The organism is Salinisphaera sp. T5B8 (genome assembly GCF_040361255.1).
Classification (GTDB): Bacteria; Pseudomonadota; Gammaproteobacteria; order Nevskiales; family Salinisphaeraceae; genus Salinisphaera.
Genome location: NZ_APNG01000008.1, coordinates 1 through 21811, shown reverse-complemented (window position 1 = coordinate 21811; position 21811 = coordinate 1). Strand labels below are relative to the sequence as shown.

17 protein-coding genes are annotated in these 21811 nt (G+C 64.2%); 13 read left to right on the top strand and 4 right to left on the bottom strand.

What is annotated here, in order from left to right; all coding sequences use genetic code 11:
• Positions 1-28: 28 nt before the first annotated feature.
• From T5B8_RS08725 to T5B8_RS08710, 4 genes are read left to right on the top strand one after another with little or no spacing between them, the layout of a single operon-like run.
• Entirely contained in the window at positions 29-1306 is a 1278-nt protein-coding gene (locus tag T5B8_RS08725) for a metallophosphoesterase family protein (protein WP_353178012.1), read from the top strand.
• Positions 1303-4806, top strand: a complete 3504-nt coding sequence (locus T5B8_RS08720) for an ATP-binding protein (RefSeq protein ID WP_353178010.1) — start codon at positions 1303-1305, stop codon at positions 4804-4806. Before T5B8_RS08725 ends, T5B8_RS08720 begins: the two co-directional genes overlap by 4 nt.
• The gene (locus tag T5B8_RS08715) at positions 4796-5737 is read left to right on the top strand and encodes a S66 peptidase family protein (RefSeq protein ID WP_353178008.1); all 942 of its coding nucleotides are present in this window, start codon (positions 4796-4798) and stop codon (positions 5735-5737) included. Before T5B8_RS08720 ends, T5B8_RS08715 begins: the two co-directional genes overlap by 11 nt.
• A gap of 55 nt (positions 5738-5792) precedes the next feature.
• Positions 5793-6143: a TraR/DksA family transcriptional regulator gene (locus T5B8_RS08710; RefSeq protein WP_353178006.1), complete on the top strand. Its 351-nt coding sequence runs from the start codon at positions 5793-5795 to the stop codon at positions 6141-6143.
• Between the two features lie 7 nt (positions 6144-6150).
• On the opposite strand, the gene T5B8_RS08705 is transcribed toward T5B8_RS08710, so the two are convergent.
• On the bottom strand, positions 6151-7143 hold the full coding sequence (locus T5B8_RS08705; RefSeq protein ID WP_353178004.1) for a LysR family transcriptional regulator: 993 nt from the start codon (positions 7141-7143) through the stop codon (positions 6151-6153).
• A gap of 194 nt (positions 7144-7337) precedes the next feature.
• Between T5B8_RS08705 and T5B8_RS08700 the strand changes: the two genes are divergently transcribed.
• The 7 genes from T5B8_RS08700 to T5B8_RS08670 all read left to right on the top strand — a co-directional run bounded on the left by T5B8_RS08700 (position 7338) and on the right by T5B8_RS08670 (position 15284).
• Positions 7338-8558: a Zn-dependent hydrolase gene (locus T5B8_RS08700; RefSeq protein ID WP_353178002.1), complete on the top strand. Its 1221-nt coding sequence runs from the start codon at positions 7338-7340 to the stop codon at positions 8556-8558.
• A 33-nt stretch (positions 8559-8591) separates the two neighbouring features.
• Entirely contained in the window at positions 8592-8738 is a 147-nt protein-coding gene (locus T5B8_RS08695) for a hypothetical protein (protein ID WP_353178000.1), read from the top strand.
• 21 nt (positions 8739-8759) lie between these two features.
• Entirely contained in the window at positions 8760-10358 is a 1599-nt protein-coding gene (locus T5B8_RS08690; RefSeq protein ID WP_353177999.1) for a sodium:solute symporter family protein, read from the top strand.
• 458 nt (positions 10359-10816) lie between these two features.
• Positions 10817-11695 (top strand): hypothetical protein, encoded by an 879-nt coding sequence (locus tag T5B8_RS08685; RefSeq protein WP_353177997.1) that lies wholly within the window; start codon positions 10817-10819, stop codon positions 11693-11695.
• 35 nt (positions 11696-11730) lie between these two features.
• Positions 11731-13170 carry an esterase-like activity of phytase family protein gene (locus T5B8_RS08680; RefSeq protein ID WP_353177995.1) on the top strand — a complete coding sequence of 480 codons (1440 nt, stop codon included), beginning with the start codon at positions 11731-11733 and terminating at the stop codon, positions 13168-13170.
• A gap of 360 nt (positions 13171-13530) precedes the next feature.
• Positions 13531-14190, top strand: coding sequence for a YceH family protein (locus T5B8_RS08675; RefSeq protein WP_353177993.1), 660 nt, complete (start codon positions 13531-13533; stop codon positions 14188-14190).
• A gap of 239 nt (positions 14191-14429) precedes the next feature.
• The gene (locus T5B8_RS08670; RefSeq protein WP_353177992.1) at positions 14430-15284 is read left to right on the top strand and encodes a hypothetical protein; all 855 of its coding nucleotides are present in this window, start codon (positions 14430-14432) and stop codon (positions 15282-15284) included.
• A 125-nt stretch (positions 15285-15409) separates the two neighbouring features.
• Here T5B8_RS08670 and T5B8_RS08665 read toward each other — a convergent pair whose 3' ends face one another.
• From T5B8_RS08665 to T5B8_RS08655, 3 genes are all read right to left on the bottom strand, one after another.
• A complete protein-coding gene (locus tag T5B8_RS08665; protein ID WP_353177990.1) occupies positions 15410-16090 on the bottom strand; it encodes a GntR family transcriptional regulator in 681 nt (226 codons plus the stop codon).
• A gap of 86 nt (positions 16091-16176) precedes the next feature.
• A complete protein-coding gene (locus T5B8_RS08660) occupies positions 16177-17493 on the bottom strand; it encodes a short-chain fatty acid transporter (RefSeq protein ID WP_353177988.1) in 1317 nt (438 codons plus the stop codon).
• A 95-nt stretch (positions 17494-17588) separates the two neighbouring features.
• Positions 17589-19415: a CocE/NonD family hydrolase gene (locus T5B8_RS08655; RefSeq protein WP_353177986.1), complete on the bottom strand. Its 1827-nt coding sequence runs from the start codon at positions 19413-19415 to the stop codon at positions 17589-17591.
• 376 nt (positions 19416-19791) lie between these two features.
• Between T5B8_RS08655 and asd the strand changes: the two genes are divergently transcribed.
• Positions 19792-20910 (top strand): aspartate-semialdehyde dehydrogenase, encoded by a 1119-nt coding sequence (gene asd / locus T5B8_RS08650; RefSeq protein WP_353177985.1) that lies wholly within the window; start codon positions 19792-19794, stop codon positions 20908-20910.
• 84 nt (positions 20911-20994) lie between these two features.
• Positions 20995-21789, top strand: a complete 795-nt coding sequence (locus T5B8_RS08645; protein WP_353177983.1) for a hypothetical protein — start codon at positions 20995-20997, stop codon at positions 21787-21789.
• Positions 21790-21811 lie beyond the last annotated feature (22 nt).

Here is a 21811-nt window from a genome sequence, read left to right as displayed (position 1 = left end):
CACCTGTTTCGTCATCACGCTTTCGTCCTTGCGCTCGTTTCGCTTCATCCATGCCGCCGATATCCATCTCGACAGCCCCATGCGCGGGCTTTCGGAGGATGTGCCCGGGGTCGCCGAGCGGCTGCGCCTGGCCACCCGGGAAGCACTGACCGCGCTCATCGACGCGGCCATCGAACGCGCGGTGGATTTCGTGATCATCGCCGGCGACGTCTACGACGGCGACTGGCGCGATTATCAGACCGGCGTGTTCTTCGTGCGCCAGATGCACCGCCTGGCCAGCGCATCGATCCCGGTGTATCTGATCCACGGCAACCACGACGCCCAGAACCAGATGACACGCAGCCTGTCGCTGCCCGCCAACGTGTACGTGTTCTCGCACGAAGACGCTGAAACCACCGTGCTCGAACATCTCGACGTGGCCATTCACGGCACAAGCTATGCTGAGCGCGCGGTCACTGACAATCTGGTGCCCGGTTACCCCGCGCCGGTTGCCGAGCACTTCAATATCGGCGTGCTGCATACGGGCCTGGGCGGGCGTGGCGGTCACGCCAACTATGCGCCCTGCTCACTCGACGAACTCACTGCCAAGGGCTATGACTACTGGGCGCTGGGCCATGTCCACGCCGCCGAGGTGCTGGCCGAACATCCGCACGTGGTGTTCTCGGGCAATCTCCAGGGCCGGTCCATTCGCGAAACCGGCGCCAAGAGCGCCTATGAAGTCGTGGTGGAAGACGGTCGCGTGGCCGAGCTGCACGCCATTCATTGCGATGTCGCCCGCTGGGCCGAAAGCGAGGTGGACATAGCCGCCGCCGACGACTTCAACGACGTGATTGCGGCCATGCGCCGGGCGATCGAAAACGGCGCGAACGCCGTCGCGGGGCGTCTTCTGGCGGTACGCCTGCGCCTGACCGGCACCACTGCCCTGCACGATCAGCTCGCGGCCGCGCCCGAGCGCCTGCTGGCCGAAGCCCGAGCCGCGGCCGCCGGGCTGGGCGCCGCCCAGGTCTATGTCGAAAAGATCAAACTGGCGACCACGCCCCAGCTCGATGCCGCCACCCGGCGCGAACGCCAGGATGCGCTGGGCGAAATGCAGCGTCTGCTCGACGAAGCCGTCGACGACCCCGATATTCGGGCGATGATCGAAAAGGATATTCGCCGCCTGGCCGAACGCCTGCCCTACGAGATACGCGAACACGCCGACGACGTACTGCTGCGTGCGGCCATCGACGGCGATACGGCCACGCTGATCGACGGTGCCGGCGATTATCTGCTCTCGCGCCTGGCCGCCAACGAGAGCGCGCCGTGAGGTTCGCGCAACTCGATCTTCTCGCCTACGGTCATTTCACCGACCGCCGGCTGGCCTTCGCACGCGGCGCGACCGACCTGCAACTCGTGTTCGGCGCCAACGAGGCGGGCAAATCCACCGCCCGCAGCGCGATCGGCGATTTCCTGTTCGGTTTTCCGACCCAGACCGAACTCAACTTCGTGCATGCCTACAACGCCCTGCGTATCGGTGCACGTATCGAGGCCGGCGAAGCCGAGATCGAGGCGATCCGCAAGAAGGGCCGCAAGAACACGCTGCTCGATGCAGAGGGCGGGCCCGCTAACACGCTGGAAACCGAGCTGGACCGCCAGCTCGCGGGCGCGGACCGGGCGTTTTTCACCCGCATGTTCAGCCTCGACCACGAAGGCCTGCGTGCCGGCGGCGAAACCCTCGCCGCGGCCGATGCCAACGCCGATACCGCCCTGCTTTCGGCCGGCTCGGGGCTGGCGGACGTGCTCGCCGAACGCGAAGCCCTGGTGGCCGAGGCGGACGGGCTGTGGGCGCCCAACGCCTCCCAGAACCGTCGTTACTATCAGGCCGAAGCCTGGCTCAAGACGGCCGACGCCGATATTCGCGAACACGAAGTCACGGTCGGCGACTGGCAGCGCTGCCGCGAGGCCTTCGACGCCGCCGAAGCACACTACGAACAGCTCGCCGAACGCCGCCGCGTACTCGACCACCAACGTCTCGAGCTCGAACGTATTCGCCGCATCGCCCGCCCGGCCCGCCGCTATCGCGAGATCGAAGCCGAACTCGCCGAGCTTAAAGAAACGCCCGATCTGGACGTCGATGCCCGGCCGGCCTTCGAGCGCGCCTGCCAGACGCTTGAATCCAGCCGTATCGCGATTGCCTCCATCCAGGATCAGATCGCAGCCATCGACGCAGAAATCGAAACGCTGGTCGACGAACCCGCCCTGCGCGAGGCCGGTGACACGATCGAGCGCCTGGCCGAGCAGCGCGGCCAGATCGCCACCGACCGCGAGCGCATTGCGGAAATCGAACGCGAGCGCGCCCGGCTGGCCCAGGCGCTGGACCGCGATCGCGCCGAGCTGGGCTGGCAGGACGAGCAAACGCCGTGGCCGAGCGCCACCGCCCTCGCCCAGGCCCGGCGTATCGCCACCGACGAAGCCACGCTTCGCCAGAGCGTCGCGCATGCGGCGAACAACCTCAAAAACGCCCGCGAAGCCGACGCACGGCTGGCCGACGAGCTGCAATCGCTGGGTGATAGCCGCGATACCGCCGCGCTCGAGGCCTGGCTGGCCGCCACCACCCGCGAAGGCGATCTCGAAGCCGAGCTGCGCAGCGCCCAGGCGAACGTCGACCGGCTGGATCGCGATATCGAGCGTCGCCTGGCCACCCTGAAACCGGCCGTGACCGACAGCGACACGCTGGCCGGCTTGGCGGTGCCCGCCCGCGAGCGCGTCGATGAATTCGATACCGGGATCGCCGACGCCAGCGAGGCGCACAAGCGTCATCAGCAACGCCTCGACGAACTGAGCGACGAGGTCGAACGTGCCCGCGATGCCCTGGCCCGCCGCCGCGCCGACGAGGCACTGCCGAGTATCGAGGCGCTGCAATCGAGCCGTTCGCATCGCGATGCCTGCTGGCAGCTCGTACGCCGGCGCTATGTCGAAAAGCGCGAACCGGACCTGTTCGACCAGCCCGAAACGCCGGCACTCGACAAGGCCAGCGAAAAGAACCCGGTGGCTGCCTTCGAGCGCAGCACGCAGGCGGCCGACGAACTGGCCGATGCCCGTTTCGACCGGGCCGAAGCCATTGCCCAGGACGCCGAACGCCAGCGCCATGTGGCCGAACGCGAACAGGCGCTCGAACAGGCCACGGCGCGTCGCGACGACGCCAGGGCCCGTCTCGACGGGCTGCGAACCGAGTGGAAAGCCCTGTGGCTGGCGGCCGATATCGAGCCCGCCAGCCCGGCCGCCATGCGAGACTGGCTCGACCGCCGCGACGGCCTGCTCACGGCACGCGCCGACCGTATCGAAGCCGCCGCCGCCCGCGACGATCTGGCCGCGCGTATCGAAGCACAACGTACACAGCTCGTCGAGCTGCTCGGTCATGGCGACAAATCGACCCAAACCGCCCTGGCGGTGTTGATCGAACAGGCCCGCCAGACAGTCGAACGCGAAAAACGCCGCAGCGACGAACGCCGGCGTATCGAACGCGAACGCGGCGACTACGCCCGCCGTATCGATACGTTGCGTGACGAACACAGGACGGCCGAAGCCGCGCTGGACGACTGGCAGCAACGCTGGCACGCGGCTCTTGTCGAACTCGGGCTGGACACGCATCTTGACGCCGAGGCCGGCCGGGCCGCGCTCGAGGTGCTCGACGGCGCGCGTGAGCATGCCCGTACCAGCCGCGATCTGGCCGCCGAACAGGCCGATCTCGTCGAACGCCGCCAGCGTTTCGAACAGCGGCTGGCGCAGGTGCTCGAAGCCACGGGCCGAACCGCGAACGAAAACGAGACCGCCGAGCAAAGCGTGCAACGACTCAACGCTGCGCTACGCGACGCCCAGAGCCGCCACGACCGGCTACAGACCCGCCAAAGTGATCGCCAGCGCCAGGGCGAACAGATCGCCGAGCACGAGGCCACCCAAACCGACGCCCAGCATCGTATCGACGTCCTCTGTCGGCAGGCGGGTGTCGCCGATGCCCAGGCGCTCGAAAGCGTGATCACGCGTGCCGAACGCCGCCGGGCGCTGGCAGACGAACAGGCTGCCACCGCCGACACCCTGGCCGAACAGGGCGATGGCCAGACGGTGGACAATCTCATCGCCGCGGTCGAGGCCAGCGATCTCGATTCGCTGCGCGAACAGATCGATGCCCTGGCCGATCAGCTCAAGGACGTGGACGACGAACTGGGCCCGGCCCGCGACGCCCGCAACGAAGCCCGCGCCGATTTCGAGGCCATCGGCGGCGACGATCGCGCCGTGACCGCCGCGGCCGAACGCCAGACCGCCCTCGCCGACATGCAGGATGCCGCCGAGCGCTATCTGCGGGTGGGCACCGCGGCTCTGCTGCTCAAATGGGCGGGCCAGCGCTATGCCATGGACAAGCAGCGCCCGCTCATCGAACGCGGCTCCGCGCTCATGAACCAGCTCACCGGCGGCGCCTTCGAACGCCTGGCCGGCGACTTCGACGAGCACGACGAGCTGCAGATCGTGGGCGTACGCGCCGACGGTTCGCGCGTGCGCCCGGCCGGCATGAGCGAAGGCACCCGCGACCAGCTCTATCTGGCCCTGCGTATCGCCGCGATCGAGGACTACCTGCGGCGGGCCGCGCCCCTGCCGGTGGTCGCCGACGATCTGTTCATCAACTTCGACGACGAGCGCGCCCTGGCCGGGCTCGACGTGCTGGCCGGCCTGGCCGAAAAGACCCAGGTCCTGTTCTTCACCCACCATCAGCATCTGCGCGACATGGCTGCAGAAAAGCTGGGCGATCGCGTACAAACCCATGAGCTGTGAACCCACGCTTGAACCCTCGGCCGCGCTCGTCGAAGCGCTGCGACCGCTTGCCGGTATGCGCATCGCGCTGGTCGCGCCGGCCGGCGGCGTCAAGGATGAACGCATCGATACCGCGCTCGCCGTACTTGCGGCAGCGGGCGTCGAGGCCCGGCTGGGCAGCCACGCCCGGGACCATCACCGCTATCTCGCCGGCACCGCCGCCGATCGCCTGGCCGACCTGCAGGCCGCCTTCGAATGGCCGAAAGTCGATGCCGTGTGGTGCCTGCGCGGCGGCTATGGCAGCGCGCAGTTCGTGCAGGCGATCGACTGGGATCGCATTCCGCGCGACGTGCCGCTTGTCGGCTATTCGGATATGAGCCTGTTGCTGGCCGCATTCGCCCGCCACGAGCGCGCCGCGATTCATGCCTCGGTGGCCACCGAACTGGCCCTGCCCGGCGAAACCCCGGCCGAGCAACAGGCCCGGGCGGCCTCGATGGCGTCGCTGGCGGCCTGCCTGAAAAATCAGCCCAGCGAATGGCCGCTGGCCTATCACGGCGGCCCGGCCGAACCGCTTGCCGGGCGCGTGGTCGGCGGCAATCTCACCACCCTGGCCAGCGTGGCCGGCACGCCGGCCGCGTTGACGCTGGAAGACGATGCCATCCTGGTGCTCGAAGATGTCGGCGAAGCCGAATTCCGGCTCGAACGCTGTTTGCAACAGCTGCTCGACTCAGTCGATACGCACCGCGTGAAAGCCCTCGTTCTCGGGCGCTTCGAGCGCTGTGCACTGGCCTGCGGCATGGATTCGCTGATCGAGATATTCGCCGAACACACCCAGGCTCGCGGCATCGCCCTTTATTACGACGCGCCGGTCGGGCATGGCTTTGTGAATCACGCCTGGCGCTACGGGGCCCGCGCCACGATCGCGCAAAACCGGCTCTTCGTCGACACGTAATCCCGCCGTCGGCCAGGCGCTTTGCAGCGGCCTGCCATTGGGCCAAGCTGGCGTCATGAACGACACCGAGCTATCCCGCGAACGTCTTGCCGAGCGTCTCGACGAACTCGAAGCCGAGGCCCGCGCCTATCTCGACGACAGCGCAAATGCCGACGCGGCGGTCGAACTGGACCAGACCCGCCAGGGCCGGTTATCGCGCATGGATGCGATGCAGGCCCAGGCGATGAGTCGCGCAGCCCGCAACCGGGCGAACCAGACACTGCAACGCGTGGCCGCGACCCGCAAGCGGCTCGACAGCCCCGACTTCGGCTATTGCCTGGACTGCGACGAACCGATCGGCAACGCACGTCTGGCCCACGATCCGACCACGCTGCGCTGCCTGGACTGTGCGGCCGCTCGGGAATAGACGCGGTCTACGGGCGATCGAACGCCGCGAGCAGTTCGTCGCGAAACACCGTCTCGGCTGCGCGCAACGGCCGCTGGCTGTTCCAGAGCAGATGGATATCGACATCCGCCAGCCCTTCTTCCGGCGGTAGTTTGCGCAACATGCCGTTTTCGGTTTCACGTCGAAACGCACCTTCGGGCAAAAAGCCGATGCCATAGCCGCACATGATGAGCCGGCAGACTTCTTCGAGATTCGACGACGAGGCCGCCAGGCGCCCCCGAAAGCCGTGGTGTTCGCGAAACAGCGTCAACGGCGAGAGCGTGTCGCCGAGATAATCGCCGGTGAAGGTCACCAGGTCCTCGTGCAGCAACCGGGCGATATCCACATCGGCGCGGTCGTAGAGCGGATGCGGCGGCCCGCAGAACAGCGCATACCGCTGGGGCACGATCAGGCGGCGCTCGATCGGCGGCGTATCGACCCGGCACAGCCCGATGCCGAACGACGCCGTATTCTGGCGCATCGCCAGCAACAGATCGTGGCCCCGCAGGACCTCGATTTCCAACTCCACACGCGGATAACGACGATGAAAATCAGCCAGAAATTCGTTGTAACGGCGCGAATGCATCCGGCTGACGGTGAGCAGCTTGACCCGGCCGACCACCTGATCGAGGGAATCGCCGGCCGGCATTTCCAGGCTGGAGACGTCGGCGAATACGCCGCGTGCGATCCGATGCACCTCCTCGCCCGCCGCGGTCAGCGCGATCTGCGGCCCGCGCCGCTGCACCAGCGTATAGCCAAGCTGTGATTGCAGGCGTTTGAGCGCCTGGCTGACCGCCGGCTGGGTCACGAACAGGCGCTCGGCCGCCCGGCTGAGATTGAGTTCGTCGGCGACCACGACGAACGTGCGGATGAGGTTCCAGTCCAGCCGGGCGGCCAGGGCGCGTTTGCCGTGCTCGCAGCTCGCCGACGTCGGCTGATCGGGGGCGTCATGCATATCGGTATTCACTTTATTATTAGCCATACTAATAATTCGAATAATATCGCGTGCTTTGACTCATGGCGCGTGTGTACCGCTAGATGAAAAAGACATAGCGAGCGCGCCGGGCATGGCCGCGCCCTATGCCGTGCAATCGATTCGATCGCCATGACGGCACGCCACGGCGTTTGCGAACGCGTGGCCCGCGCCGCGGCGCCGCTTTTATCCGGGAAGACTTCATGCTCGAAACCAACGGCAAGCGACTGTGGCAAAGCCTGATGGCGATGGCCGAAATCGGCGCCACCGCCAACGGCGGCAGCAGCCGGCTGGCACTCAGCGAGGAAGATGCAGCCGGTCGTGCCCTGTTCGTGCAATGGGCCGAAGCCGAAGATCTCACCGTTACCCGCGATGCGATCGGCAATCTGTTCGCCCGCCGCGCCGGCCGTGAAGACAAACCGCCGGTCGTGCTCGGCAGCCATCTGGACACCCAGCCCAAGGGCGGGCGTTTCGATGGCGTGCTGGGCGTGCTGGCCGCACTCGAAGCCGTACGCACGCTCAACGAAAACGATATCGACACTGTCGCGCCGATCGAGATCGCCAACTGGACCAACGAGGAAGGCGCGCGCTTCACGCCAGCGATGCTGGGTTCGTCCGTATTCACTGGCGCGATGGCGCTCGATACCGGCCTGGCCCGGGCGGATGCGAACGGACGAACGGTGGCCGAGAGTCTCGAAGCGACCGGCGAGGCCGGCGACGCGGCCCTCGCCCGGCCGATCGACGCCTATTTCGAAGCCCATATCGAACAGGGCCCGGTACTCGAAGATAACGAAAAGACCATCGGCGTGGTTACCGGCGGCCAGGCGATTCGCTGGCTGGATATTCATTTTGGCGGCAAGGCCGGCCATGCCGGTACCACGCCGATGGCGCTGCGCCGCGACGCCCTGTTTGCTGCCAGCGCTGCGATCACGGCGGTCGAGGACTACGTTGCCGGTGTCGACGGCCTGCTGGCCACGATCGGCGAGATCGATATTCCCCACGCCTCGCGCAATACGATCGCCGCCGATGTGCATTTCACCCTCGATCTGCGCCACCCCGACGACGCCGTGGTCGATGCGGCGATCGAGGCGATCGGCGAACGCTTCGATCGTATCGGCACGGCCCGCGGCGTGGATCACGCGCTGTCGCTACACTGGCGCAGTCCGGCCCTGCCCTTCGATGAAGCCTGTGTGGGCCATGTGCGCGAGGCCGCGAAGGCCCTGAAACTATCCTGGCAGGACATGATCAGCGGCGCTGGCCACGATGCCTTCCATCTGGCCAGACACTGCCCCACGGCCATGGTATTCATTCCCTGTGCCGACGGGCTGAGCCATCACGAAGCCGAATCAATCGAACCCGAGCACGCCAAACAGGCCGCCGATGTACTGCTCAACGCCGCGCTGGCCCGTGCCGGGCGCGTCTGAGGCCCGAGCGGTCTAACCCAACGAGGAAAACCCATGGATTTCAAACCCTACGTTCTAATGCTGTTCGGCAATGCGCTGCTGACCACCGTGATCTGTTGCGTGGTGGTGGCCGCGATTCTGCTGCGCGAATACCGCCCGACCATCGCGCGCCTCAAGCGCGAACACGGCGACAAGCGCTAAGCGCATCTCGGGGGAGCGACCATGAACATCACACTCACCATATTCGTCGCCGTGCTGGCGGCCTACGTCATCGTGGCCGCCGGGCTGACCCGTTTCATCAAGAATCGGGACGACTTCTATGTCATGGGCGAACAGGGCTCGACGCTGCTGCTCACCGGCACGCTGGCGGCGACCTTTCTGAGCGCGGTCACGCTCATGGGCATCGCCGGGATTTCCTATAGCGAAGGCCCGCTGGTCATCGGTGCGCTGGGCTCGTTCGGCGCGTGGCTGGGCACGCTGATCGCGGTGGTCTGGATCGGGCGCAAGATGAAGGCCATGGAATGCCGCACGATGATGGATTTCTTCGATCGGCGCTTCAACAACAAATGGGTGAGCGTGGTCGCGCTCATTCTCATGGTCGTCGGCCTGCTCGGCTACGGCATCATCCAGCTCATCGGCGCGGGGCTGGTACTCGCCGAAATCATCGACGTGCCGTTCCCGGTGATCATCATCGCCTTTACCTTCGCGCTGATGATCTTCTGCAGCCTGTCGGGCATGTATGGCGTGGTCTATACCGACACCATGATGTTCTTCACCATGCTGGCGATCGCGTTCGTGATCTCGCCGATGCTCATCGATCAGGCCGGCATGGACAGTATTCGCGATCTGGGTGAGCGGCTGCCCGGCTACTGGACGCTGGCCGGGGCCGACCATCGCGACCTGAGCTGGTCGATCTCGCAGTTCCTGGTCTGGATTCTGTTCTTTGCCTGTACGCCAGCGCTGGTGTCGCGTGTATTCCCGGCCAAGAACGATTTCGTGATTCTCAAGGTCGCGATCATCGGCGTGTTCTTCGCCCCGGCGATGCAGCTGATGGTGTATCTCGCGGCATCCGCCATGCAGGTCATCCAGCCCGGCATCGAGCCGGCCGACCGTGCCATGATCGTGGGCTTCATGGATCACACCAACCCGGTACTGGCTGGCGTGGGCCTGGCGGGTCTGATGGCCTCGATCATGTCGACGGCGTCTACGCTGTTCGTGCTCACCGGGTTCGCCCTGGCGCGCGATCTCTACGAAAAGCTGTTCGAAAAGAAGCTGAACGAGAAAAACAGCGTGCTCGCCGGGCGTATTTCGCAGGTAATCGTCTCCGTTATCGTCTGCGTGATCGCCATCGCCCGGCCCGCCGGCATCTACTGGATTTCCATCTATGCCGGCTCGATCTTCGCGGTGGCCTGGCTGCCGACGATTGTTGCGGCGATGAAATGGCACCGGGCGAGTGCGCCAGCGGTGCTGGCCTGCATGCTGGTGGGGTCGATCAGCTTCATCGTGCTGGGCGAGCTGGAACGCCACGAGCTGATCAGCTATCCGGCCGGCATCGACAACCTGATGATGGCCTTCGCCCTGGGCACGATCACGCTCATCGTGCTGTGCCTGACCTTCAAACCCAGCGCCTACGAACTCGAGCGCTTCGAGGAAATGAAAGGCCAGCGCATGGCCGAGATCACCATCGGCCGCTTTCTGGCCGAGGATGCCAGCGGCGCATCGCTGATCCGCGAATACCGCCGGGTCTGGATCGCGCTGATCGCCATGCTCGTCATCGCCGGCGGGCTGTGGGGCTACTTCTTCGTTCAACTCGGCCTCTGAACCACCCCACCCAGCCTGGGTTGCCCCCACCGCCACGATATCCGGGCAGCTATTTCAGGCGCACTAAAAAACGGTAGCGACAGTAAGGGCTAAGCCCCAACGACACCGCCTCTGCTCGGCGCACAGTGGCGCCGCTGTCGCTGTGCTGCGCAGCGGCAGCGGCGCTGTGTGAGCCGCTGTCGCGCTCTTGGATGCGTAGCGGCCCTACGCATACGCCGTTGCTCGAGGCTGTCCCGCTGATCGGATCGAATGCCGGGGAGCGCGCCGCCTTCCAATAAGCGGCCACGAGCATCGTTTCAACCCACCGGCTTCGCGTCCGTTTGGCAAGACCCTGCTTTTTGCGCATCGCGAAACCGTGTCGTCTTTCACGCCCCGGTCATGAACGCGTCATTTTCGCTGCCTAGACTCCCGTCGCAGTCTGTACGGCAGGATGGGCGGGGCCTGAGGGGGCGACAACAATGAAAGTGTTTTTCGCCGCTGCATTGGGGATGCTCGGCGTGCTGACCGCGATTCCGGTGCAGGCCAATCCGGATGTGATTTCGCGCGAATACAAACTGATGCTCGATGCCAGCCGGTTCCAGTACCAGAACGAACAGCGTGATGTACTGGACCTCATGCAGACGGCCAGACCGGCCATCGAAGAGGCCATCGACCGGGACGTGATCGGCACTGCCACCCTGGACCACGACCGGCAGGTGCGTTTTTTCGACACCGCCGACTCCTGCGCACTCGATCAACTCGGCTACAGCTTTCGCGAGCGGATAGAGGACGGCGATTCCGAAGTCACACTGAAATTTCGCAGCCCGGATCGGTACATCGCGGATTTCGAGGATCTTTCTTCCAGCACCCACGGTGCGCAAAGCAAACTGGAAGCGGATGTCGGCGCCACGGGCGATATACCTTTCAAAGTGGTGTACAGCCACTCAACCAAAGCGCCCAACACCCGCAAGCTCAATCGCATGGACGATATCCATGCGCACTTCCCCGGGTTCGAGGATGACTACGGCCTGGATGATGACCTCGCCCTGTCCGTGGTCGGTGCGCTGACCGTCACCGAGCGCGTGTACCGCAATGTGGACATCGACCTGGGCCAGCACGATGCCGAGATCAGCATCACGCTCTGGTATGCGGGCGCGCCCTCCGGCGACCAGGCACCGGCAGTGGCCGAGATTTCCTTCAAGTACGAAGACCCGTCCGCGGACTACACCCGCAAGGTCGTCAATCGGGCTCGCCAGGCTTTTGACGCGCTGCGTGGCCTGAGCGACTGGGTCAAGCCCGATGGCCAGACCAAGACCCGGTTTGTCTACCAGTACGACAGAACCTTCTGTCAGCCCTGAACCTCCGCCCGAGAAAAACACCAAGGACCGTGCCCGTGTTCAAGAAAACCCTGACCGCCTCGATGATCTTCGCCGCTCTACTTTCCGGCTGTGATAGCGACTCATCCGATAACGAGCGCCGTACGGACGCGTCGACGACTTCGCCCGCCGACGACGTTCCGGCACAAGGCGTGGACCTGCCCTACACGGTGCTGCGCTCCGATCTGATCGATGCCAATACCCAACAGCCCTTCGAGGTGCGCAACGGGGGCTTCGGTTCGGCCATGACCGGCGACCCGGCCGACAGCCGCCGTTTCTATGCGCTCACCGACCGTGGCCCCAATGCCAGCTTTACCGGCAGTCAGGGCAAGGGCAAGAAGTTCCCGACCCCGAATTACACGCCTCGCATTGGTCACTTCGAAGTGACCGCCGAGGGCAAGGTGGTGCTGCTCGATACCGTTCTGCTCAAGCGCCCGGATGGCACGCTGATCACCGGCCTGCCCAACAGCAGTGCCCTCGGCGGCACCGGCGAAACGCCCTACAACGCCGATGGCTCTCCGATCCTGGAAGATCCGACCCAGCCCTACGACGCCGAGAGCAACCCGCTGCGCCTGGACGATTACGGACTCGATGGCGAAGGCCTGGTAGCGCTGAGTGACGGCACCTTCTGGGTGTCCGACGAATACGGCCCGCACATCGTCCACTTCGATGCCGATGGCAAGGAAATCGGCCGTATCAACCCGTTCGCCGATGACGACCGTGACGATTACACCCTGCCGGCGGAGTTCGCCAATCGTCGTGCCAACCGTGGCATGGAAGGGCTGGCGATTACCCCGGACGAAAAGACCCTGGTAGGCATCATGCAGTCCACCATGTACAACCCGGACAAGGGCGTGCGTGACCTGGATCTCACCCGCATCGTGACCATCAACCTCGACGATGGCAGCATCGGCCAGTACCTGTACAAGCAGGAGAAAAACCAGAATTCAAACTCCGAGCTGGCGGCGCTGAGCGCGACCCAGTTCCTGGTGATCGAGCGCGACGGCAGCTTCCTGTATGGCGGCCCGAAAGGTGCGGACGCGGCCAACCCGGCCGCCCAGAAAACGGTGTACCGCATTGATCTGAGCACCGGCACCAATCTGGAAACCCTGGCCACAGGCGGTGACCTGAGTCAGGACGCCGAGCTGGGCCTGACCATCGGCGGCAAGACCCTGGAGGAAGTGGTGCAGGCAAACGGCTGGGCCGGCCTGGCCGCCTACAACATCGTCCCGGTGGACAAGCAGCTGGTGGTGGATATGGTCGCCCAGGTGAGCTACCCCCACGACAAGATGGAAGGGCTCTGGGTGATCGACAGCAACTCGCTCGGCGTGCTCAACGACGATGACTTCGCCACCTGGTCCACGTCCAGCGGAGCGCTGGAGCAGAAGATGCTCGACAGCAACACTATTGACGGTAACCACCTCTATGTCGTGCCGGCGGACCTCTCTGTCGACTGAGTCGGTCGGGCCGGCCTGTCGCACACCGCGGCAGGCCGGCAGTCTACCCTCACACGCCATAAGACTGATCATCCGGAATTGCGATGATCCGGCGTTCTGCAACAAGCGTTGAATCGCCACGTCGTCGATAGTCGTTGGCAGCCGCCCCTCCCCGCATGTGCAAGGGCAAGAACGAGCGAGCTGCTCAAACACATTGCGCATGGCGACGATCGCGCCTGCGTCTTGCTTGCGATCCGGGCTGCATCGCCCGGTCATGGGCGAGGAACTTTTTATGCCTATCGCCGCCGGTGGATCGAGCAACGCGCGTTAGACTCTTGGCAGCGCCTGCGCGCTTTCGATTTCCCCCGTTGCGAGAGATTCATGCTGCCTCAACTCACCGCCACCGAAGCCCGCATCATCGGCTGCCTGATGGAAAAGGCCGTCACCACGCCGGACCAGTATCCGCTCACGCTCAACGCGCTGACCAATGCAGCCAACCAGAAGTCCTCGCGCGATCCGGTCATGGCACTCAAGCCGGCCGAGGTTCAGCGCGCGGCCCGCGCGCTACGCGATCGCAGCCTCGTCCATATAGAAGAGAACTTCAAAAACGGCGTCGAAAAATACAAGCAGCGTCTGTGCAATACCACCTACAACGACCTGCAGCTGTCCCAGGGCCAGTACGCCGTGCTTACCCTCCTTCTGCTGCGCGGGCCGCAGACACCCGGCGAGCTGCGCGCACGCAGCGGCCGGCTGCACATCTTCGACGACAACGCCGCCGTGACGGCCGCGGTCAACGAACTGCTCGGCGACGACGACCATGCGCTGTTCGTTCAGCTACCCCGTACGCCTGGTCGCAAGGAAGCTGAGTTCATGCATCAGCTCTGCGGGCCGGTGGATATCGCAGCCCATGCCCAGAAGACGGCCGCGGCCCGCGGCGATGGGACCTCGGCGCCGAGCCGTATCGCCGAACTGGAAGCGCGGGTACACGAACTCGAAGCCGAAAATGCGCGTTTACGAGCGCAGCTTGGGGAAACCGGCTGAGCCGAGACTGGCTGACGCGTCGACCCGGCTACGGACCCAGTTGATGGACGCGGCCGGTGCGGCGCCAACCCGGTCTGTGACGACAAGCCAGCGCGTATGATCGACGTATCGGCCCGTCTGGACTTTTCTTTGTCGAAACAGTAATTAACGCGCAATGTATTGATCTGGCCAGCTAGCCTGGACGCCGGCCGCGACGTACAACAGGCTCTCGGTTTCGATCCAACCGAACAGGAGCCTTGATGCGTCATATTCGTGCGATACAAACGGCCGTGGCCGTGTTGCTGGTTTTGAGCTGGCTCGTTGGCCATAGTCAGCCGGGGCCGGATTCATCTGCGCCGAACAGGGCGACGAACGCCGACGGCCCACCGATTATGCCTCTGAGCGAAGACCTGCTGTCGCGTCTGGAAGCGGTCGAGGCCGACGTCGAAGCCAGCGACGAGATCGACGCACTCGGCGACGATGATACCCAGCCCCAGGCGAACAACATGGCGGATTCGATCGAGCAGGCCGGCGATCGGCTCGACGCCGATCCGCGCAAACGGGCACTGCTCGCGCGCCATGACTTCGACGGGCGCAGCTATGTACGCGCGTATATGTCGCTGGTGCTCGCGCAAGTGAACGCGTTCGTCACCCAGGGCAATGGGCAGGCACCGGGCATGCCGCCGCTGGTCCAGCGCAACGTCGACTTCTACAACAAGCACAAGTCACGTATCGACGACTTGCTCACGAGCACGGGCACGCAATCGCCGCAGATGAGCGAAAAATCCGCCGAGGGCATGAAACGACTCTCCAAGATGGGTCCGGGTCGCATGCAGGACTGCCTGACCACCGCCGCCGGGCTGCTGCCCGTGGTTGCCCTCGGGGTGCCGGGCAGCGTGGAAGTCGACAACGAGCAGCTTCGGGAAATCGCCGACAGCATCTCCGAGGCCGCCCGCGAAGTCCATGCCGACACGCCGCGCGAGCAGATGAACACCATGGCCGACGTGCTGCGCCACCACCCCGGCCACGCCCCGCTGGAATCCCCCCGCTTCGAGGCAGCACTCAACGAGCTCAAGGCCTGGACCGACGCGCATTGCGAGGAACTCCAGAACTAGGCCCGCGTTAGCGCACAACGGCGGTTAAGTCGCGGCGACGTCTGGGTGCGGCTACCTGGGACAAACGCCGCATCAAGGACGCAGCCCGACCTGGCATCGCACGCCAGGTCGGGCCGCGATGGATACTAAGTCAGCGACGTCTCAAGCAAGTCCGGCAGATTGAGTACCGCGTCCAGCGTGGCCTGTTCGCTGGCTTCGAGATGTTCGCGCATCGTGCGGGCCGCATGTTCGGCCTGACCGGCTTCCAGCTGCGTCACGATGCGGGCATGGTCTTCGCTCCAGTGCCGACCCGACTGGCCGTGAAACATGCTCACATAGGCGATACGCAGGTGATCGTCGGACAGCTCCTGCATCAGACGCGTCAGCCGCTGATTGCCGGCCGCCTCGGCGATCAGGCAATGAAAGCGGTGATTGGCCTCGGAAAACGCAACCATTTCGGCGGCGTCGCTGCGGTCATAGCTGGCCGCGCTGCATTCGTGCAGCTGGGCCAGCGTTTGCGCATCCAGCCGCCCGGCGACCAACCGGCACAGCTCCGGCTCGATCAAACGACGCACCTGGTAGCTGTCGCGAATACTCTTGATGGTGATCGGCGCGACCGTATAGCCGCGCCGCCCCTGATTGATGGTCAGCCCCTGCTGGGTCAGTCGTGCCAGCGCGTGCCGGATCGCGGCCTTACCCAGCGGGTAATGCTCGGCCAGCCAGGCTTCGCTGATGGTCGCGCCGGGCTTCAAGGTGCAGGAGACGATATCGCCTCTAAGCGTCGCGAATGCCTGTGCATTGAGGCTGTGCTTCTGGGGTTGTCGCATGCACGCGTGTCCGTCGAGCCATGATCGCGCCGCCGGGCGGCGACAGGCGCCACTTTAACATTGCAGTGGCACCCGCCCGCGCCGGGTCACATGGCCGACAATAGTACGAACACGGACATAATGGTCACCCCGCAGATCAACGTCCACATCACGCAATAGCCCATGATGTCGCGTGCCGACAGACCGGCCACGCCAAGTAGCGGCAGCGCCCAGAACGGCTGCATCTGATTGGTCCAGGCATCGCCCCAGGTGAAAGCCATGATGGTCTGCGGAATATCGGCGCCGATGGCTTTGGCGGCTTCGAGCATGATCGGGCCCTGTATGGCCCACTGACCGCCACCGGACGGAATCATGATGTTGATCAGGCCGGCAGAAATGAAGGTGAGAATCGGAAAGGTGTGGACGTTGGCGATCTCGACGAACCACATGGCCAGACTGTCGGCGAGCCCCGATGTCTTGACCATGCCGGCAATACCGGCATACAGCGGAAACTGCATGATGATGCCGCGGCACGACAGCACGCCTTCCTTGATCGCCATGCCGAAACTCGCCGGGCTCGGCTGCAGCAACAGCCCGATGGTCAGGAAGATGAGGATGACCAGATTCAGGCTCAGGGTGAAACCCAGCTCGTGAAAGTTGATCACCAGATAGCCCAGCGGCAGCAGTGCCAGCAGGATATTGGGCAGGCGGTAATGTTCGAGCTTCTCGGCCCAGGGCATATCGCGGGTATCGACCGCTTCCACCTCGTTATCGAGCGCCTCGCCCTGGAACTGCTTGATTTCGTCGACATCAGGCCGCACCCGCGTATAGACGACATAAAGCAGGACCAGCAGCATCAGCGACAGCAGGATATTCCACCAGGAATAAAGTGTTTCGGTGATCGGCACGACACCGACCACGTCCTGCATGAAATTGCCCTCCGAGGCCATCAGCAACGGAATCGATGCCGTGGTACCGCGAATGATCTCGCCCGAATAGGCGGCGGCCACCGCGAGTGGAAAATGCAGGCCCTTGACCCGGCGTCCCATTTCGCGGGCCAGAAAGGCGCCGACGATCATGCCGAAGCCCCAGTTGATATAGAACGTCACCATCGAGACCACCGCGATCAGGCCGGCGGCCTGGGCGGGATTGTTGGGGACCTCGGCCAGACGGTCGATCATGCGCCCGACCGACGGACTCTTGGCGATCACGAAGCCGGTGAGCAGGATCAGGCTCATCTGCATCGCGAATTTATACAGATTGGAGAAACCGTCGCCCCAACCGTTGAGCATGACGTAGGCGCTCTGGCCCTCGACGGTCAGGCCGAGCACGAATACCACCAGCGTCAGGCCGATCGCGAGCAACATCGCGTTGGGCAGACAGGTCTGGACGAACCGCAAACAAAGCCGTGTCAACAATTGCATGAAAAGCCCCCGTTTTGAGGTCTGGTTATTACAAATCCGACATCCGGGGCATCGACGCTGGCCCTCACCTGGTACGCGCCCCGGGCCACGCGACGTCAATCGCGCGGCATTACCGGCAGTTCGATATGAGAAGCCCGACCGGCATGACGCGCCACATCAATCGTCGGCACGATCCCGTCCGGAATACGTGAAAAATGGTCGCTGTCGGCCAGCGCGATCGCCACACGCAGGCGGTGGCCGGGCTTGAACAGCCACGAAATCGGCAACAGATCGAAAGCGATTTCGCTGTACTCGCCGGGGGTGAGATAACGCGCATCACGCGCATCGAAACTATGGCTCGGACCGATCTGCGGAATGTTCGCCGGGCCGGGTGAGATACGCCGATGCAGCGCCCGGAATACGCCTTCGGTGACGTGGTGTGCACGGCCTTCGGTATCGATATCCTCGATATAGACGAACAGCGCGCAATCCTCCGTGTCGCTTGCCACGAACAGGCGCACGACCGGGTGGCCGGTCAGTTCCATGGCGCTATCGAAGCGCGCGCTCGTGTAGCAGAGCATGCGTGCATCGCGCCCGTCCCAGTCGCCGTAATAATCGGTCACATCCTGGGCATAGAGGCGGTTGTAGCGGGACTGGTTGCCGCTGGCGCACCGGTAGTCGCCGACATAGCGATCGGCCTCGGCGCCCGCCGTCGGCGCGGCCTCGCCCAGGCGATGATCGGCCTGCAAGTACAAGGTACGGGCCTCGACCTGGGCCGGCGGCCAGGTTTCAGCGGTTTTCCACTGCTCCTCGCCCACGGTGTAGTAGTGCACGGGCGCCTCGTCGGCCAGCCCTGTCTCCAGGCCCATCAGATGTTCGTCGAAAAAACGCAGCGTTTCCGCCAGCGCCTTGGATTGCGGCGCCGGGTCGTGCGCGAACGGGCTGATGCCGGTGCGCGCACCATGATCCCAGGCGCCGAGCATGAGGCGCTTGTGCGGATTCTGCTGCCAGTTGAAACGCAGTGCGGCGCCGCGCGAGTAGTGGCCATCGAACCAGCCGGAAATCGTATAGACCGCGGTCTGCGCGTCGGCGGCACGGTTGGCATAGTGATAAGGGCTGATGATCGCCGACGTGAAATCGGGAACCGTATGTAACGCGCGATCACGAAACGGCAGCTGGTGGACGAAATCGGCCATATCGAAATTGGCGACATGGTCTTCGAGCGCGGCGTTGAGCTGTGTTTCGTCGACATCGTCGTCGACCGGTGCCGGCCCGTCGAAATGATCGCCCCGGAAATAGGGGAACTTGGCGCGATCCTCGGCGGCGTCGTCGTCCAGCGCCTCCATGAGGTTGCCGTATTCCTTGACCAGCCGCCGGCACATGACCCCGCCCGGATACAGCTGGTTGGACCAGGTATCCCAGACCGCCGAATGCGGCACGATCGCCTTGACCGCCGGATGCGCCCACGAAGCGGTGAAATCGGCCGCCGCCCCCAGGTAGGAAATACCCGTCACCCCGATCGAACCGCTGCACCAGGGCTGCTGGCTGATCCATTCCACGATCTCGAGATAGTCGCCCCGCTCGTTGGGCGAACGCAGCCCGGTACGCGCGCCGAACGATGCCCCGCTGCCGCGCACGTCGACCGCCACCAGCGCATAGCCGCGCGCCAGTAGCAACGACCGGAACACCGCGATATTCGGGCAGGCCTCGGTATCCGCCGGCGCGCCGGGTTTGAGTTTCATACGCCGGTAGTAAGGCGTGAAGAAAGCCACGACGGGAAAGCGATCGTGGGCTGCAGGGCGAGCGCCGGGCAGATGGACGTCCAGCGCCAGCCGAATGCCGTCCCGCATGGACAGATAGCGGGACGAAAGCCGGGCCCCCTCGAACGCAGGCGTTCGCTGCGCCAGCCAATTCTCGGGACGAAACATCGGATCAATCGCCACCGTGCGCACTCCTGTTACGGCATATCGGGATCGGTCGGAGGTTGAACGTATTTTTTTGACATGTCAAAAATTATCTATTGATATTTTTAATGCAGCGTAGTTCATCTCCGGTGCGCGCCGCGATATTCCCTTTTAATTCAATAGGCCGGGTCGACCGGCGACGCGCCGAGCCCGCCGGGACGGACGGCGATCAGCCACGGGCACCGATCCGTAACGGCGACCTGAACGCCGCTGAACGCCGAAAACCGGCGAGCCGGCATCCACACCGCACACGCGACGCTTGGCCGCGGATGGGCGGAACCGAGCGGCGATTCACGTTAGACTGATGTCCAAGCACGAACGTGTATCAATCACGCTTAGAAAAGGTTGCTAAAGCATGCTTAAAGTAGGGTTCGTTGGTTGGCGCGGCATGGTGGGCTCGGTGCTCATGCAGCGCATGCTCGATGAAAACGATTACGACGGCATCGAGCCGGTGTTCTTTTCCACGTCGCAGGCCGGCCAGCCCGGCCCGGACATCGGCAAGGATGTGCCGGCATTGCAGGACGCCAAGGACGTCGATGCGCTCAAGGCCATGGACGTGATCATGACCTGCCAGGGCGGCGACTACACCGGCGAGATGTACCAGCCGCTGCGCGACGCCGGTTGGGACGGCTACTGGATCGATGCTGCCAGCAAGCTGCGCATGGCCGAGGATTCGACCATCGTGCTCGACCCGGTCAACCGTGATGTGATCGAAAAGAACCTCGATCGCGGCACCAAGACGTTCTGCGGCGGCAACTGCACGGTCAGCCTCATGCTCATGGGCCTGGGTGGCCTGTTCGAAGCCGATCTCATCGAATGGATGAGTGCGATGACCTATCAGGCCGCCTCCGGCTCCGGCGCCCAGCATATGCGCGAGCTGCTCGTACAGATGGGCCAGCTGCGCGATGTCGTGGCCGACCAGCTGGATACGCCCTCCTCGGCGATTCTGGATATCGACCGCGACGTGACCGCCAAGATGCGCGACCCGAACTTCCCGGTGGAACAGTTCGGCTTCCCGCTGGCCGGCTCGGCCCTGCCGTGGATCGATACCCTCATCGAGGAAACCGGCCAGTCCAAGGAAGAATGGAAGGCGGGCGCCGAATCCAACAAGATCCTCGGCCGCGACGGCAACCCGATTCCCATGGACGGGCTGTGTGTCCGCATCGGCTCGATGCGCTGTCATAGCCAGGCGTTCACCATCAAGCTCAAGAAGAACGTCTCCATCGAGGAAATCGAACAGCGCATCGCCGAGCACAACGAATGGGTGAAGGTCGTACCCAACGAAAAGCAGGCCACGCTGGAAAACCTCACTGCCACTGCCGTGTCGGGCACGCTTACCATCCCGGTGGGCCGCCTGCGCAAGCTGGCCATGGGCGACGAGTATCTGGCCGCCTATACCGTGGGCGATCAGCTGCTCTGGGGTGCCGCCGAGCCGATTCGCCGCATGCTCAATATCGTGCGCGAGCGTCACTGATCGCTGACACGACCGGGCTTCGGCCCCGCTCGTAACGCAAGAAAGCCGGCCGCTTGGCCGGCTTTTTTATGCCTGACGTCTGCATTGCGTCACGACTACGACGTTGACTCCGCGTTCTCGCCCAGCAGCGCGCAGCGGCCGAGATCGACCAGCTCGTCGTCGGCGGCGTTGTTCATCGTGTGGGGGCGTGCATTGCGCCAGAAGCAATCGAGATTGCGATGTTTCTACGCCGCCGCCTTTATCGCTGTTTTGCATATCAATATCGCAAATCAATATTTTTTAGGAATATACAACCTGCTCTATATTCCCTTAAAGCTTTTCGGGCGCCTCGCGATGACTATTCAGGCATTGCGGCCCGTGCACGAAACAGTAGGCCATCAATTCAGCCTGATCCAGGCGTCGGCCGGATGGAGAACGACGACCATGTGCGTATTGATCCACAAACCCGCCGGCGTCGCCGTCCCGGAGCCGATCATCCAATCGGCTGCCCGGCACAACGCCGACGGCTGGGGCGTGATGGGCCATACCGGGAGCGGCGAAACCGTGCTCGAACGCCATGTGGATGTCGACGCCACGCGCACCATCGACTTTCTGCGCTCGCATACCGATTCCGAGCTGGCTATTCACCTGCGCCGCCGGACCCATGGCGACGTCAACGCCTGCAACGCCCACCCGTTCGAGATCGAACCCGGCCTGTACCTCATGCACAACGGCAGCTTTACCCTGCCGATCCGCGATCCGGCCTACTCGGATACCTGGCATCTCGTCCACGACATCCTGCGCCCGCTCGCACGGCGTCATCGCGACCTGATCACCGATCCCACGTTCTTACAGCTGATCTCGGTCGTGGCGGGAGCTACGCTCATTTCTGGTGTATGAGCGATTGAAGGAGGCGGCACCC